13 protein-coding genes are annotated in these 14,006 nt (G+C 63.9%); 10 read left to right on the forward strand and 3 right to left on the reverse strand.

The genetic code is table 11. The features are described from left to right. The first annotated feature begins 2 nt into the window (after positions 1-2). Together KIO76_RS18945 and KIO76_RS18950 are read left to right on the forward strand one after the other, a co-directional pair. The gene (locus tag KIO76_RS18945; RefSeq protein WP_213324694.1) at positions 3-800 is read left to right on the forward strand and encodes a thiazole synthase; all 798 of its coding nucleotides are present in this window, start codon (positions 3-5) and stop codon (positions 798-800) included. Then, entirely contained in the window at positions 800-1,423 is a 624-nt protein-coding gene (locus KIO76_RS18950; protein ID WP_213324695.1) for a thiamine phosphate synthase, read from the forward strand. The genes KIO76_RS18945 and KIO76_RS18950 overlap by 1 nt, the downstream gene beginning before the upstream one ends. A gap of 203 nt (positions 1,424-1,626) precedes the next feature. On the opposite strand, the gene queF is transcribed toward KIO76_RS18950, so the two are convergent. Further along, positions 1,627-2,091, reverse strand: a complete 465-nt coding sequence (gene queF, locus KIO76_RS18955) for a preQ(1) synthase (protein WP_213324696.1) — start codon at positions 2,089-2,091, stop codon at positions 1,627-1,629. Positions 2,092-2,289: 198 nt separating this feature from the next. Between queF and eno the strand changes: the two genes are divergently transcribed. From eno to KIO76_RS18990, 7 genes are all read left to right on the forward strand, one after another. Continuing rightward, positions 2,290-3,579 (forward strand): phosphopyruvate hydratase, encoded by a 1,290-nt coding sequence (gene eno, locus KIO76_RS18960; protein ID WP_213324697.1) that lies wholly within the window; start codon positions 2,290-2,292, stop codon positions 3,577-3,579. 126 nt (positions 3,580-3,705) lie between these two features. Continuing rightward, positions 3,706-4,080, forward strand: coding sequence for an FtsB family cell division protein (locus tag KIO76_RS18965; RefSeq protein WP_213324698.1), 375 nt, complete (start codon positions 3,706-3,708; stop codon positions 4,078-4,080). Between the two features lie 194 nt (positions 4,081-4,274). Then, positions 4,275-5,348 (forward strand): pyruvate dehydrogenase (acetyl-transferring) E1 component subunit alpha, encoded by a 1,074-nt coding sequence (gene pdhA, locus KIO76_RS18970; protein ID WP_291976314.1) that lies wholly within the window; start codon positions 4,275-4,277, stop codon positions 5,346-5,348. An 86-nt stretch (positions 5,349-5,434) separates the two neighbouring features. Further along, on the forward strand, positions 5,435-6,856 hold the full coding sequence (locus KIO76_RS18975; RefSeq protein WP_213324700.1) for a pyruvate dehydrogenase complex E1 component subunit beta: 1,422 nt from the start codon (positions 5,435-5,437) through the stop codon (positions 6,854-6,856). A 163-nt stretch (positions 6,857-7,019) separates the two neighbouring features. Then, positions 7,020-8,450, forward strand: a complete 1,431-nt coding sequence (locus tag KIO76_RS18980; protein WP_213324701.1) for a pyruvate dehydrogenase complex dihydrolipoamide acetyltransferase — start codon at positions 7,020-7,022, stop codon at positions 8,448-8,450. A gap of 121 nt (positions 8,451-8,571) precedes the next feature. Next, positions 8,572-10,011, forward strand: a complete 1,440-nt coding sequence (lpdA, locus tag KIO76_RS18985; RefSeq protein ID WP_213324702.1) for a dihydrolipoyl dehydrogenase — start codon at positions 8,572-8,574, stop codon at positions 10,009-10,011. 215 nt (positions 10,012-10,226) lie between these two features. Then, a complete protein-coding gene (locus KIO76_RS18990) occupies positions 10,227-10,481 on the forward strand; it encodes a GlsB/YeaQ/YmgE family stress response membrane protein (protein WP_213324703.1) in 255 nt (84 codons plus the stop codon). 7 nt (positions 10,482-10,488) lie between these two features. Here the strand turns inward: KIO76_RS18990 and KIO76_RS18995 are convergent, their stop codons facing one another. Together KIO76_RS18995 and KIO76_RS19000 are read right to left on the reverse strand one after the other, a co-directional pair. Then, positions 10,489-11,655 (reverse strand): acyltransferase family protein, encoded by a 1,167-nt coding sequence (locus KIO76_RS18995; RefSeq protein WP_213324704.1) that lies wholly within the window; start codon positions 11,653-11,655, stop codon positions 10,489-10,491. Continuing rightward, positions 11,652-12,797 carry an acyltransferase family protein gene (locus KIO76_RS19000; protein ID WP_213324705.1) on the reverse strand — a complete coding sequence of 382 codons (1,146 nt, stop codon included), beginning with the start codon at positions 12,795-12,797 and terminating at the stop codon, positions 11,652-11,654. Before KIO76_RS19000 ends, KIO76_RS18995 begins: the two co-directional genes overlap by 4 nt. A 147-nt stretch (positions 12,798-12,944) precedes the next feature. Between KIO76_RS19000 and lipA the strand changes: the two genes are divergently transcribed. Continuing rightward, positions 12,945-13,940, forward strand: a complete 996-nt coding sequence (lipA, locus tag KIO76_RS19005; RefSeq protein ID WP_213324706.1) for a lipoyl synthase — start codon at positions 12,945-12,947, stop codon at positions 13,938-13,940. The last annotated feature ends 66 nt before the right edge of the window (positions 13,941-14,006 follow it).

The following is a 14,006-nucleotide window of genomic DNA, read 5'->3' on the forward strand; positions in this document are numbered from 1 at the left end:
CGATGAACACCCTGTCTCCTGTCACGACGACGGACGATCCGCTCGTTATCGCCGGCCGCCGATTCGAGTCGCGCCTCTTTCTAGGGACAGCCGGTTATCCTAATCAGCAGGTCATGCTCGATGCGGTGGCCGCAAGCGGCTCGCAGTTTGTCACCGCTTCGGTGCGGCGAATCAGTCTCGACGGCTATGAGGAAAGCCTCATCGACGTATTGGGAGACCGGGTCGGATTTCTTCCCAACACGGCCGGCTGTCAGACCGCGCGCGACGCCATACTCACAGCGGAACTCGGGCGTGAAGCGCTCGAAACCGACTGGGTGAAACTGGAGATCATCGGGGACCGCGAGCTGCAATATCCGGATGTCGAGGAACTTTTGATCGCGACCGCCGAACTGACCGCCAAGGGCTTTATCGTGCTCCCCTATTGCACCGAAGACCCGGTCGCCTGTCGTAAGCTCGCGGATGCCGGCGCCGCCGCCGTGATGCCGCTCGGCTCCCCGATCGGCTCAGGCCTTGGTATTTCCAACCCCCATCTCATCGAACTCGTCTGCAGCCGCAGCCCCGTACCAGTCGTGCTCGACGCCGGCATCGGCACCGCCTCGGATGCTGCCTTTGCCATGGAACTCGGCTGTTCGGCCGTCCTGCTCAACACCGCCGTTTCCCGGGCGGACGACCCGATCAGGATGGCCCGCGCCATGCGCTATGCGGTGGAGGCGGGGCGGCTTGCGCATCTCGCCGGGCGGATCCCGCGCCGTCGTTATGCCGAACCATCGAGCCCGCAGTTGGGGCTTGTGGAGAGCTGATGCTACCGCAGCCGCCCTTGCTGGTGGTGAGCGATCGCGCGCAGGCCTCACGGCCGCTTCCCGAGATCGCGGCGGCTGCCTTCGCCGGCGGCTGCCGGTGGTTCAGCCTGCGCGAAAAGGACTTACCCGAAGATGCTCAAGTAACACTTCTGCGCGCGATCAAGGCTGAGGCCGAGCCGTTCGGGGCTGTTGTCACCGTTCACGGGGCGCCCGCGGCGGCCGGAGCGGCGAATGTCGGGCTCCATCTCGGCGCCGCCGGTGATGCCCGAGCCGCACGCGCGCGGCTCGGCCTCGATGCGCTTATCGGCCAGTCGGTGCATAGCCCTGCGGAAGCCGCCGCGGCGTCGTCCACGGCATTGGACTACCTGGTGGCAGGGCCTGCCTTTCTGACCACGAGCAAGCCGGGTTACGGGCCGGCGCTCGGCCCGGATGGGCTCGCCGCGATCGTGGCAGCGAGCTCTCTACCGGTGATCGCCATCGGCGGAATCGATACCGCCGCAATCCCTGTCTGCCGTCGGGCCGGTATCGCGGGCATCGCCGTCATGGGCGGCGTCATGCGGGCAGCGGACCCCGCGGCCCTGGTCAACGACCTCGTCAAGGCCTGGAACAGCACCGCGCCGTAGCGAGCCTTGCGGACCGACGTTGTCCCTCCGGCGCATCGTGCGTTCATAGATCCCTTTCGGGCTGCTATGCGGCCCGCCGGAGATGACACGGAGCCTGATGCGCCAAGGCGGTGTGTCATCCCCGGCGTCGCGTAGCGACGGGAAGGGGATTCATCCCGAGGGCCAACGTGCCACGATGCTTGGGGGAAGCTCCTGCCACGGGTCTATCCCCGCGCGCGGTAGGGCGGCACGCCCTGGTCGGGCAGGAACAAGCCATCGGGCGGGGCGCCGGTCTGCCAGAAGACGTCGATCGGGATGCCGCCGCGCGGGTACCAATAACCGCCGATCCGCAGCCACACGGGCTCAAGGAGCGCTGCGAGGCGCAGCCCGATCGAGACGGTGCAGTCCTCATGGAAGGCGCCATGGTTGCGGAAGGCGTGGAGATAGAGCTTCAGGGACTTTGATTCCACGAGCCACTCGCCCGGCACATAGTCGATCACGAGAATGCCAAAATCCGGCTGGCCGGTGACCGGGCAGAGAGACGTGAATTCCGGGCAGGTGAAGCGCGCGACATAGCGCGTGCCGGCCTGCGGATTGGGCACCCGATCGAGCTCCGCCTCATCGGGAGATGCGGGGAGGGCGGTGGGCTTGCCCAGTTGCAAGTTTGCAGGCTTGAGGTCGCTTGTCATCTCGGTGTCATCCTTTTACGCCGAGTTCTGTGGCTCACGCGGCCTCCCGGCGCAAGCCCGGACGCGGTCCGCGTATCCGCCCTTTGCCGTCCGGAGCAGTTGGCGTAAAAGCCGGACGGTGTTTTCCAAGGCTGCCGTCCGCGCCGCGGGCGGCCTGTTGTCAATTGTACAGCCCGCTTGTGGCTGGGAGGATGCTTCATGACATCGATCGTCGATATCGTCGCCCGTGAAATACTCGACAGTCGCGGCAATCCCACCGTCGAGGTCGATGTCGCGCTGGAAGATGGCTCCTTCGGCCGTGCGGCGGTCCCCTCGGGCGCCTCGACAGGTGCCCACGAGGCGGTCGAGCTGCGCGACGGCGATAAATCGCGTTATCTCGGCAAGGGCGTGCTGAAGGCTGTCGACGCCGTCAATACGGAAGTCTTCGAGGCGATCGGCGGCCTCGATGCGCAGGATCAGGTAAGGATCGACGAGGCTCTGATCGAACTCGACGGCACGCCGAACAAATCCCGAATCGGTGCCAATGCGATCCTCGGCGTGTCGCTGGCGGTTGCCAAGGCGGCCGCGCAGGCGAGTGGCTTGCCGCTCTACCGTTATGTCGGCGGCACCCAGGCGCGCGTCCTGCCCGTGCCGATGATGAATATCGTCAATGGCGGCGCCCATGCGGACAACCCCATCGACTTCCAGGAATTCATGGTGATGCCCGTTGGTGCGCCAAGCTTCTCCGAGGCGCTCCGCACCGGCGCCGAGATCTTCCACACGTTGAAGAAGGCCCTGAAAGACGCCGGCCATAACACGAATGTCGGCGACGAAGGCGGCTTCGCGCCGAACCTGCCGTCGGCGGAGGCGGCCCTTGATTTCGTCATGCAAGCCATCCGAACCGCCGGCTTCGAGCCTGGCCGCGATGTGGTTCTGGCGCTCGACTGCGCAGCGACCGAGTTCTTCAAGAACGGCTCTTACGTCTATGCCGGTGAAGGCAAGACCCGCTCGCCGGAGGAGCAGGTGGCCTATCTCGCCAAGCTCGTCGCCGACTATCCGATCGCCTCGATCGAGGACGGCATGTCCGAGGACGACTGGGAGGGGTGGAAGGCGCTCACTGACGCCGTCGGCACCAAGACGCAGCTCGTCGGCGACGACCTCTTCGTCACCAACGTCACGCGTCTTCAGGAAGGCATCAACCGGGGCGTCGGCAACGCCATCCTCGTGAAGGTGAACCAGATCGGCTCGCTCACCGAGACGCTTGCTGCCGTCGACCTCGCCCAGCGCAGCGCCTATCGGGCCGTGATGTCGCACCGCTCGGGTGAAACCGAGGATTCGACGATCGCCGACCTCGCGGTCGCGACGAATTGCGGGCAGATCAAGACCGGCTCGCTGGCCCGTTCGGACCGTACGGCAAAGTACAACCAGCTCCTGCGCATCGAGCAGGAACTCGATACTGAAGCCCGTTACGCGGGCCGTGCGGCGCTCGCCGCGCTGGCGCGCGGCTGATCCCACCGCGACAGCTTCGGAACCCAGACAATGGCCGGGTAACTCCCGGCCATTTTTTTCACGCATGACAGGTGACAACCCCGGCGTTCTAACCGCTTTTTAACCACGAGCGAGCATCATCACCGTATGGTAGTTCGCAAACGTCGCCGTGCTGTCCTCATTCCCCTCGCGCTCTATGCGATATCGAGCGCTATCGTGGGATATTTCGTCTTCCACGCGCACCACGGCGCGCGTGGCCTTGAAGCCAAACGTGAGCTGAAGCGCGAGAAGTTCGAGTTGACGGAGGAGCTCACAGCCCTGAAGGCAGAGAGAGCCTCCTGGGAGAAGCGCGCCTCGATGCTGCGATCCGACACGATCGACTATGACGTGCTCGACGGCCAGGTCCGCCAGACGCTCGGATTTGTGCATAAAAACGAAGTCGTTATACTACTTAATGCTGAGGCAGAAGGGGGCTCGAAATCCTTCGCGTCGCCTGTCACGCGTGGGTCGTCACCCCCTTAACCGAAAATCGGTTAAGCTAAAAAAGACGCGCGTTTTCAGGCTGTTAGTTGCAGTTGTATCTAATATTTATACGGTTTGGGGCTCGCCAATAGCGCGGGGGTACGTTACATATTCTCCCAAGAACTCGCTTCGGGAGGATGCTGATGTCCCTAGCTGCTCGAAAATCTTCGCGCTCGGACGCCAAGATTGACTCCGTGACCTCAGACGCCGCCGGAACTCGCCGCGGCAGCCGCGCCACCAAGGCGCCGGCCAAGAAGACAGCCACCACAGCGCGCAATTCCGCCAGGGCAGGCTCCACATCTCCAGCTGATTTCACCAAGGACCAGGACCTCGCTGCTTTCCGCGAGATGCTCCTTATCCGCCGCTTCGAGGAAAAGGCCGGCCAGATGTACGGCATGGGCCTGATCGGCGGCTTCTGTCACCTCTACATCGGCCAGGAAGCCGTCGTGGTCGGCATGCAGGCCGCCTCGAAGGAAGGCGACCAGGTCATCACCGGCTATCGTGACCACGGCCACATGTTGGCCGCTGGCATGGATGCCAAGGGCGTCATGGCCGAGCTCACCGGCCGCCGCGGAGGCTACTCCAAGGGCAAAGGTGGCTCGATGCACATGTTCTCCAAGGAGAAGAACTTCTACGGTGGCCATGGCATCGTCGGCGCGCAGGTGTCGCTCGGCACCGGGCTCGCCTTCGCCAATCGCTACCGGAACGAAAAGCGCGTTAGCCTGACCTACTTCGGTGATGGTGCCGCCAACCAGGGGCAGGTCTACGAGAGCTTCAACATGGCGGAGCTGTGGAAGCTCCCCGTTGTCTATGTCATCGAGAACAATCGCTATGCGATGGGCACCTCGGTGGCGCGCTCCTCAGCTCAGACGGATTTCTCGAAGCGAGGCTCCTCGTTCAATATCCCCGGCGAGCAGGTGGACGGCATGGATGTGCGCGCGGTCAAGGCGGCCGGCGAGCGCGCCATGGAATGGGCTCGCGCCGGCAACGGCCCCTATATCCTCGAGATGCAGACCTACCGCTATCGCGGCCACTCCATGTCCGACCCGGCAAAGTACCGGTCCAAGGACGAAGTGCAGCGGATGCGCGAGGAGCATGATCCGATCGAGCAGGTACGCCGCAGGCTCCTGAACGATTGGAAAGTCCCGGAAGACGAATTGAAGGCAGTCGACGCGCAGGTGCGCGAGATCGTCAACGAGGCAGCAGACTTCGCGACCCACGACCCGGAACCCGATCCGTCCGAGCTCTGGACAGATGTCCTGAAGTAGTCCGTCGGGGATCAAGTCCGTCCCGGCGCATCCGCGTCGGCCGGCCGCCTCGAAGCGCCCTCAGACCGTTCGCGAAAGTCCAGACCATGCCCATCGACGTATTGATGCCCGCCCTTTCCCCGACCATGGAAAGCGGCAAACTGTCTAAATGGCTTAAAAAAGAAGGCGATAGCGTCCGCTCCGGCGACGTGCTCGCAGAGATCGAGACGGACAAGGCCACCATGGAGGTGGAAGCCGTCGACGAGGGTACGCTCGCCAAGATCCTCATCCCCGAGGGAAGCGAGGATGTGGCCGTCAACACGCCGATCGCCCTTATTGCCGGCGAGGGTGAGGATGTCTCTGCCGCGTCCGCGGCGAAGCCCGCCGATGCGCCAAGGCCGTCACCGGACGAATCGACCAGCGAAGCCGCGGCGCGCGAGATGAAGGCGCCCGAGGCGCCCAAGCCTGCCTCGCCTGCGCCCTCGGCCGTGTCCGTGCCGCCGCAGCCAAAGGCTCAGCCCGATCCGGAAGTGCCCGAGGGCACCGAATTCGTCCAGATGACCGTTCGCGAGGCTTTGCGCGACGCGATGGCAGAAGAGATGCGCCGCGACGAGGCGGTCTTCGTGATGGGCGAGGAAGTCGCGGAATACCAGGGCGCCTACAAGGTGACCCAGGGTCTCCTGCAGGAGTTTACCGCCCGGCGCGTCGTCGACACGCCGATCACCGAACATGGCTTCGCCGGTCTCGGTGTTGGCGCAGCCTTCACAGGCCTCAAGCCCATCGTCGAGTTCATGACCTTCAACTTCGCCATGCAGGCGATCGATCAGATCATCAACTCGGCCGCGAAGACGCTCTATATGTCCGGGGGCCAGCTCGGCTGTCCGATCGTCTTCCGCGGCCCGAACGGCGCGGCCGCCCGTGTTGCCGCCCAGCACAGCCAGGACTACGCCTCCTGGTACAGCCATATTCCCGGCCTGACGGTGATCGCGCCCTATAGCGCCGCCGACGCCAAGGGCCTCCTCAAGGCGGCTATCCGGAACCCCAATCCGGTGATCTTCCTCGAGAACGAAATCCTCTACGGCCATTCCTTCCCGGTGCCGAAGCTCGACGACTACGTCCTGCCGATCGGCAAGGCGCGTATCGTGCGCGAAGGCGCCGACGTCACCATCGTGTCCTGGTCGATCGGAATGACCTACGCCTTGAAGGCTGCCGAGGAACTGGCGGGCGAAGGCATCAATGCCGAAGTGATCGACCTCAGGACGATCCGGCCGATGGATACCGAGACCATTGTCACTTCCGTGAAGAAGACCGGCCGTCTGGTCACCGTCGAGGAAGGTTGGCAGCAATCGGGCGTCGGCGCTGAGATCGCGGCGCGCGTCATGACGGAAGCCTTCGACTATCTCGACGCTCCGGTCGCGCGCGTGTCGGCCAAAGACGTGCCGATGCCCTATGCCGCCAATCTCGAGAAGCTTGCGCTGCCGTCGGTCGCCGAGGTTATCGAGGCGGTCAAGGCTGTCACCTACCGGTGAGCCGCCGTGGCAGGCGATGCCTCCCGTTTCATCCACCCCGGTTCCACCCGGGGTGGGAAGCCTGCAGGGCGCCTGACAATGCTCGCGCTACTCCACCCTCTTGAGGCCGCGCTGGGTGCATGACCGCTGACATGCCGGCCTACTGGTTTTTGAGGAAACGACCATGCCCGCCAATATCCTGATGCCAGCATTGTCGCCCACGATGGAGAAGGGCAACCTCGCCAAGTGGCTGAAGAAGGAAGGCGACAAGGTCTCGTCCGGTGATGTGCTCGCCGAGATCGAGACCGATAAAGCGACCATGGAGGTCGAGGCGGTCGACGAGGGCATCCTCGCCAAGATCGTCGTGCCTGAAGGCACAGCCGACGTGCCTGTGAACGAGCTCATCGCGGTCATCGCCAGTGACGGCGAGGACCCTAAGGAAGTCGCCGCCGGCGCCGGCAAGGGTGGAGCAGCCGCTGCGCCCGCGAAGAGCGAGGCCCCACAGACTGAACAGCCGGCCAAGGCGCCGGCAGCTGCCGAGGCCAAGCCTGCGGAAGCCAGACCTGCGGAAGCCAAGTCTGCCGAAGCCAAGTCTGCCGAAGCCAAGTCTGATGCTGCAGTGACCTCCGCGCCGCAACCGGTCGCGAAGCCGGCGGGCGAGGGGGGGCGGGTATTCGCCTCCCCACTCGCCAAGCGTCTTGCCCGGGACGGCGGCATCGACATTGCGGCTATCGCCGGCTCGGGCCCGCATGGCCGTGTCGTCGAGCGCGACGTGAAGGCCGCCCTTGCCGGGGGTGCGGCCAAGCCGGCGCCGGCGGCCGCTGCGCCCGCAGCTCAGGCACCGAAGACGGCCGCCACGCCGCTCGCGGCCGGCATGGCCGACGAGCAGGTCAAGAAGCTGTTCGAACCCGGCAGCTTCGAGGAGATCCCGCACGATTCGATGCGCAAGACCATCGCGCGCCGGCTGACCGAGTCCAAGCAGACGATCCCGCATTTCTACCTGTCGGTCGATTGCGAGCTCGATGCGCTGCTCGCCTTGCGGGAGCAGATCAACGCCGCAGCGCCGAAGGACGGCGAGGGCAAGCCTGCTTACAAGGTCTCGGTCAACGACTTCGTCATCAAGGCCCTTGCCGTGTCGCTCATACGCGTCCCGGACGCCAATGTCTCTTGGACGGACAGCGCCATGCTGCGCCACAAGCATGCGGATGTCGGTGTGGCCGTCGCGATTCCGGGCGGCCTCATCACGCCGGTGGTGCGCAAGGCGGAAACGAAGACGCTGTCCACCATCTCCAACGAGATGAAGGATTATGCGGCGCGCGCCCGCACCCGCAAGCTGAAGCCCGAGGAATACCAGGGCGGCTCCACGGCCGTGTCCAACCTCGGCATGTTTGGCATCAAGGACTTCTCCGCGGTCATCAATCCGCCCCACGCGACGATCCTCGCGGTGGGCGCCGGTGAGAAGCGCGTCGTGGTGAAGAACAATGCGCCAGCCATCGCCACGGTGATGACCGTGACCCTGTCGACCGATCACCGCGCCGTCGATGGTGCGCTGGGGGCGGAACTCATCTCCGCCTTCAAGCAGCTCATCGAGAACCCGATGGGAATGCTGGTGTAACGCCGCGTTACGCCGTCATGGCCGGGCGTGGGCCCGGCCATCGCGAGACTTTGTGGCACAGCCTTTTCGATCGCGATGACCGGCGGCGACAGCCCGGTCATCACAGAGAGAGTGAGCGTCAATGGCCGATCAATACGACATCATCGTCATCGGTGGCGGTCCCGGCGGTTATGTAGCCGCGATCCGTGCTGCGCAGCTGGGCTTCAAGACGGCCGTCGTGGAGCGCGAGCATCTCGGCGGGATCTGCCTGAACTGGGGCTGCATTCCCACCAAGGCGCTGCTGCGCTCCGCGGAAATCTATCACTACGCCACCCACGCCAAGGACTACGGGCTGGTCCTCGAGGGCACGATCCGTCCCGATCCAGCCGCCGTCGTGAAGCGTTCGCGCGGGGTCTCGACCCAACTGAACAATGGCGTCGCGTTCCTTATGAAGAAGAACAAGATCGACGTCATCTGGGGACAGGCGACGATCGCCAAGCCCGGCGAGATCGTCGTGAAGGACGCGGCCAAGCCGCGCGACGGCACGGCCGCGGCGCCGAAGAGCACCAAGGGCGCCGGCACCTATGCAGCCAAGCATATCATCGTGGCGACGGGTGCCCGCCCGCGCGTGCTGCCCGGCCTTGAGCCCGACGGCAAGCTGGTCTGGACGTATTTCGAGGCCATGGTCCCCGAGACTATGCCGAAGTCCTTGCTGGTCGTCGGTTCAGGCGCGATCGGCATCGAGTTCGCTTCCTTCTACCGCACGCTGGGCGCTGAGGTGACGGTCGTCGAGGTGCTGCCGCAGATCCTGCCGGTCGAAGATGCCGAGATCGCCGCGCTGGCGCGCAAGCGCTTCGAGAAGCAGGGCATCAAGGTAATGACCGGCGCCAAAGTCACCAAGCTCGACAAGAAGGCGGACAGCGTGACCGCCACGATCGACGACGGCAAGGGCGGCACCCAGAGCCTCACCGTCGACCGGGTCATCTCGGCGGTGGGCGTCGTCGGCAATATCGAGAACCTCGGGCTTGAGGCGCTCGGCGTGACCATCGACCGCGGCACGATCAAGACCGACGGTCTCGGCAAGACCTCCGTCGCCGGCATCTATGCGATCGGCGACGTGGCCGGTCCGCCCATGCTGGCGCACAAGGCCGAGCACGAGGGCGTCATCTGCGTCGAAGCCATCAAGGGCCTGCACCCGCACGCCATGGACAAGCTGATGATCCCCGGCTGCACCTACTGCCACCCGCAGATCGCCTCCGTCGGTTTGACGGAAGCCAAGGCCAAGGAGGCGGGCTACGACATCCGCGTCGGCCGTTTCCCCTTCGTCGGCAACGGCAAGGCGATCGCGCTCGGCGAGCCGGACGGCCTGGTGAAGACGATCTTCGACAAGAAGACCGGCAAGCTCCTCGGCGCTCACATGATCGGCGCCGAAGTGACGGAACTCATCCAGGGCTTCGTGATTGCCATGAACCTGGAGACGACCGAGGAAGAGCTGATCAACTCCGTCTTCCCGCATCCGACGCTGTCTGAGATGATGCACGAAAGCGTCATGGACGCCTATGGGCGGGTGATCCATACTTAGGCGGCTGTGGAAAGCCGCTTACCTTGATGATTGGCAATGGCGGATCGATCACTCCGGACCGAGCTGGTTGGCTCCGCCCTGACCGGCTCATCGTCGGCTACGAGCCGGATACGACCGATTCCAGTCTCTTTCCTGGCTTGAGCGGAACTGTTCCGGTCTGCTAGCGTTTGTTCCTCGCCGTTAACCGAACGGCAGCGCAGCAAGGGTCTGGAAACATGCAGGGTGTTGGCATTATCGGGGCGATTATCGTCGGAATTCTCGCCGGCTATATCGCAGAGAAAGTCATGAGCCGAAGCCACGGGCTTTTCACCAATCTCATCGTGGGTTTGGTGGGCGCGCTCATCGGACCCTTCATTCTCAGCGCCCTCAACCTCATGCCGACGAGCGCCGGCTTCTGGCCAAGCCTCGTCGTTTCAACGGTCGGCGCCATTGTTCTGCTTTTTATTATGGGGCTGTTCCAGAAGCGCTAAAGGATGTCTATTTCGTAGCCGGCAAGTCGCCAGCAGCGCCCGGTGCTGCCAAAGCTGCCGGCTCAACCCGCCGCGACCATTCGCGCAGAGGCCGCTCGATCACCCGGTAGGAGAGCGCCGCCGCGACCACCGTGCCACCGAGATAGGCCGCCAGCAGACCATGGGCGGCCAGAGCCCGCACGAATATGGACTGGCCGTTTGCCTCGAGAAACGCGGTTACTGGCCGGTAAACCATCCAGCCCAGGCCCTTGGCAACGATGAGGTGCCAAAGATAGATCCCATAGGACAGGGTGCCGAGACCGACGAGCGCCGGGGCCTTGAGGATCCGCGAGACGATGCCCCGCTGATGGGCGAATACGATGACCATTGCGGGAAAGAGAGCAACGATCGCAAACACGGCAGGCGTCTGATTGTCGATAATGGCCAGCCCTGCGAGGAGAAGGGTGACGAGCGCGATTTCAGTGAAGCTCGTCGCTCCGGCGGATCTCCAGATACGGCCATCGCGGGTGCTCTCGAACAGGCGCCACGCCAGGGCACCGACGAAGAAGCCGAACATCCCGCGGCCAATGCCAAGCCCCGTAACGGACAGGTACGTATAGCGGCCTGGGTCTGCCGGCATTGCGCAGACCAGCGCCAGGCCGAGAGAGGCGAGCCCGACGTAGAGGCCGATGCGCAGGCGATCACGACCGCCCGCCGCCATCACGATGGCCGCAAAGATCAGGTAGCTCCAGATTTCAGCGGAAATGCTCCAGCTCGGCCAATTGAAGACATCGACGGCGGTGGTGCCAAGCGCATGAAGCAGCGCGACCATATGCAGGAAATCACCAAGAGTCGCGGCGGCCTGGTTGCCGCTGCCGCTGGCACCAGACCTCTGCATCACGAGGACCATGACGCCGAAAATCGCTAGGGTGGTGATATGCAGCGGATAAAGGCGCCAGAAGCGTCGCCATGCGAAGCGCGTCACCGCTCGCGGCGTCGACAGCCGCCGCTCATAGTTCATGGCAATCACGAAGCCGGACAGCACGAGAAAGAAATCGACCGCCAGATAGAGCGACTGCACCAAGGCCGTCTCGTTGCCGAGGAAAGGCACTGGCGCATGCAGCAGCGCTACTGCCAAGGCGAACACGCCGCGCCAGCTGTCAAGAACGACGAGTTGCGAAGCCTCTCGCTTCATGAGGCCTGTCCCTCTGGTAAGGGGGCATGCTGCGGCGCCCGCCGAACAGCGCGTCGCGATTTCAGCGCGAGAGCGGGTTTCTCGACCAGCAACCACGATCCAAGAGCGACGATCAGAACGACTGGCAGTACTTGGACGATGAGAATCCAAGGGCTCGACGGCTGCAGAAACTGGAACACGGCCTGCTCCAGGGGGAAGCCGTAAAGATAAATGCCGTAGGAGAAGTCTGCACCGGCGAGCAGCGTTAGCAGCGGCTTTGCCGGGGTGAGCCAGCCCGCCAACTCCGATCCGACCACGGGAAGCGACCCGCCGAGCCAGGCTGTCGGGAGAAAGGCCAGCCAAAGCGCTCCGTAGCATTCGGTGAGAATCATGACCGGCAGCCCGAACGTCGTGCGGGCAAGCGCGAGCGATAGCAGGATGCCGCCAATAACAAGCCGGCCGTCCAACGGCATCTTCCGGCGATAGAGCCACGCGCCGACACCGAGCGCAAAGCACATGCCAAGCCGCGCAAAAGAATGGATCGCATCCGGCAGGACTATCCTCGAGGGCAGACTCATCAGCGCAAAGCCGATCGCGCAAGCCGCGAGCGCGACCGCGGGGCAGCGCTTGAGCAGCACAACCCCGCCGATAGCAAGAAGGGCGTAGCAGGCGATCTCGTATTTGATCGTCCAGATGGTGATCATCGCCTCATGAGCCGGCTGGTTCGCGAATACGCCGGGCAGGCTGGCATGACCATTGAAACGCGGAACAACATCCACAAGGAAGCGCCAGGTGCCGCCGTCGCGAAGATAAGCTCCCAGCGGTAGCGATGTAACAAGCGGCCCGATGACGAAGGCGGTAAAGAGCGTCGCCACGACGAGGCCGGGCAGCAGGCGCAGAGCGCGGGCGCGCGCATAGGCCTTGGCCCCCCGCCGCTCCAGGCTTTGCACGACGAGAAAGCCCGAGAGGGCGAAAAACAGATTCACCGCATGCTGGCCGAGATCGAGCCCTGTTTCGTCAAGAAGCGGTTCGCGCACGTCCGCGCCGCGGAATACGAAAAAGGCGTGGCTCACGAGCACGCAGCCGGCAAGAATGTGCCGTAACGACAGAAAATTGTCCCGGCCGCGGGCCAGGCCGTCCGATACTGTCGCAATAGGGGACATTCGTTCCTGCCCTTAGGACATCATGAGCCAATCCGATAGCGCCCGCGCAGGATACATGCCAACTATGACCCCGCCTTCCTTGTGACAGACGGCCAAGCTCTATATGTAGGGACGGTTGGCGCGTGTATGACGCAGAGCGAGGCCCCTATGGCGGTTGTATTGGATCTCATCAACGGCAAGGATCGACGCGCCAAGCTCGGTGCGCCGGGCGATGTCGAGGCCAAACGGCACCCTGAAAAGGCTCACCGCCCGGATCAGCCGGTGCTTCGCAAGCCGGAATGGATCCGCGTCAAGGCGCCAGGGTCTCCAAAATGGGCCGAAACCCACCGCATCGTTCGCGACAACAAGCTCGTTACCGTGTGCGAGGAGGCCGGTTGCCCGAATATTGGCGAGTGCTGGGAAAAGAAGCACGCCACCTTCATGATCATGGGTGACACCTGCACGCGGGCCTGTGCCTTCTGCAACGTGAAGACCGGCTTGCCCCAGGCCCTCGATCCCAACGAGCCTGAATCGGTCGCGATCGCCGTCGAGAAGCTTGGCCTGACCCATGTGGTCATCACATCAGTCGATCGCGACGACCTGGCCGACGGTGGCGCGGCGCATTTCGCTGCGGTCATCCAGGCGATCCGCGCGCGTTCTCCAAAGACGACGATCGAGATCCTCACGCCGGACTTTCTCCGCAAGAAGGGCGCGCTCGAGGTCGTCGTCGCTGCCCGCCCCGACGTGTTCAACCACAATCTGGAAACCGTCCCGTCCAAATATTTGAAGGTGCGGCCCGGCGCCCGCTATTTCCACTCCATTCGCCTGTTGCAGCAGGTCAAGGAGCTCGACCCCTCCATCTTCACCAAATCCGGGATCATGGTCGGCCTCGGCGAGGAGCGGAACGAGGTTCTGCAATTGATGGACGACCTGCGATCGGCAGACGTGGATTTCATCACGATCGGCCAATATCTGCAGCCAACGAAAAAGCACCACCCCATCCTTCGTTTCGTGACGCCGGATGAATTCAAGGCGTATGAAACGACGGCTTATGCCAAGGGCTTCCTGAAAGTATCCTCCAGCCCGCTGACACGCTCCTCGCATCACGCCGGCGAGGACTTCGAGGAATTGAAGGCGGCGCGCTCCCTGAAGCTTGGACTGTGACGCAGGCTCTCGCGGCGGCATGGCGGCCTGTTCTTCTGACTTGCGCCGGCGGCCACCCGTCCCCAT

Source organism: Chelatococcus sp. YT9 (genome assembly GCF_018398315.1).
GTDB lineage: Bacteria > Pseudomonadota > Alphaproteobacteria > Rhizobiales > Beijerinckiaceae > Chelatococcus.

What these genes read in the sequence shown, in the direction of transcription:
- KIO76_RS18945 (WP_213324694.1), top strand. Translation starts at nt 3, where the DNA reads ATGAACACCCTGTCTCCTGTCACGACGACGGACGATCCGCTCGTTATC.
- KIO76_RS18950 (WP_213324695.1), top strand. Translation starts at nt 800, where the DNA reads ATGCTACCGCAGCCGCCCTTGCTGGTGGTGAGCGATCGCGCGCAGGCC.
- queF (WP_213324696.1), bottom strand. Translation starts at nt 2,091, where the DNA reads ATGACAAGCGACCTCAAGCCTGCAAACTTGCAACTGGGCAAGCCCACC.
- eno (WP_213324697.1), top strand. Translation starts at nt 2,290, where the DNA reads ATGACATCGATCGTCGATATCGTCGCCCGTGAAATACTCGACAGTCGC.
- KIO76_RS18965 (WP_213324698.1), top strand. Translation starts at nt 3,706, where the DNA reads ATGGTAGTTCGCAAACGTCGCCGTGCTGTCCTCATTCCCCTCGCGCTC.
- KIO76_RS18975 (WP_213324700.1), top strand. Translation starts at nt 5,435, where the DNA reads ATGCCCATCGACGTATTGATGCCCGCCCTTTCCCCGACCATGGAAAGC.
- KIO76_RS18980 (WP_213324701.1), top strand. Translation starts at nt 7,020, where the DNA reads ATGCCCGCCAATATCCTGATGCCAGCATTGTCGCCCACGATGGAGAAG.
- lpdA (WP_213324702.1), top strand. Translation starts at nt 8,572, where the DNA reads ATGGCCGATCAATACGACATCATCGTCATCGGTGGCGGTCCCGGCGGT.
- KIO76_RS18990 (WP_213324703.1), top strand. Translation starts at nt 10,227, where the DNA reads ATGCAGGGTGTTGGCATTATCGGGGCGATTATCGTCGGAATTCTCGCC.
- KIO76_RS18995 (WP_213324704.1), bottom strand. Translation starts at nt 11,655, where the DNA reads ATGAAGCGAGAGGCTTCGCAACTCGTCGTTCTTGACAGCTGGCGCGGC.
- KIO76_RS19000 (WP_213324705.1), bottom strand. Translation starts at nt 12,797, where the DNA reads ATGTCCCCTATTGCGACAGTATCGGACGGCCTGGCCCGCGGCCGGGAC.
- lipA (WP_213324706.1), top strand. Translation starts at nt 12,945, where the DNA reads ATGGCGGTTGTATTGGATCTCATCAACGGCAAGGATCGACGCGCCAAG.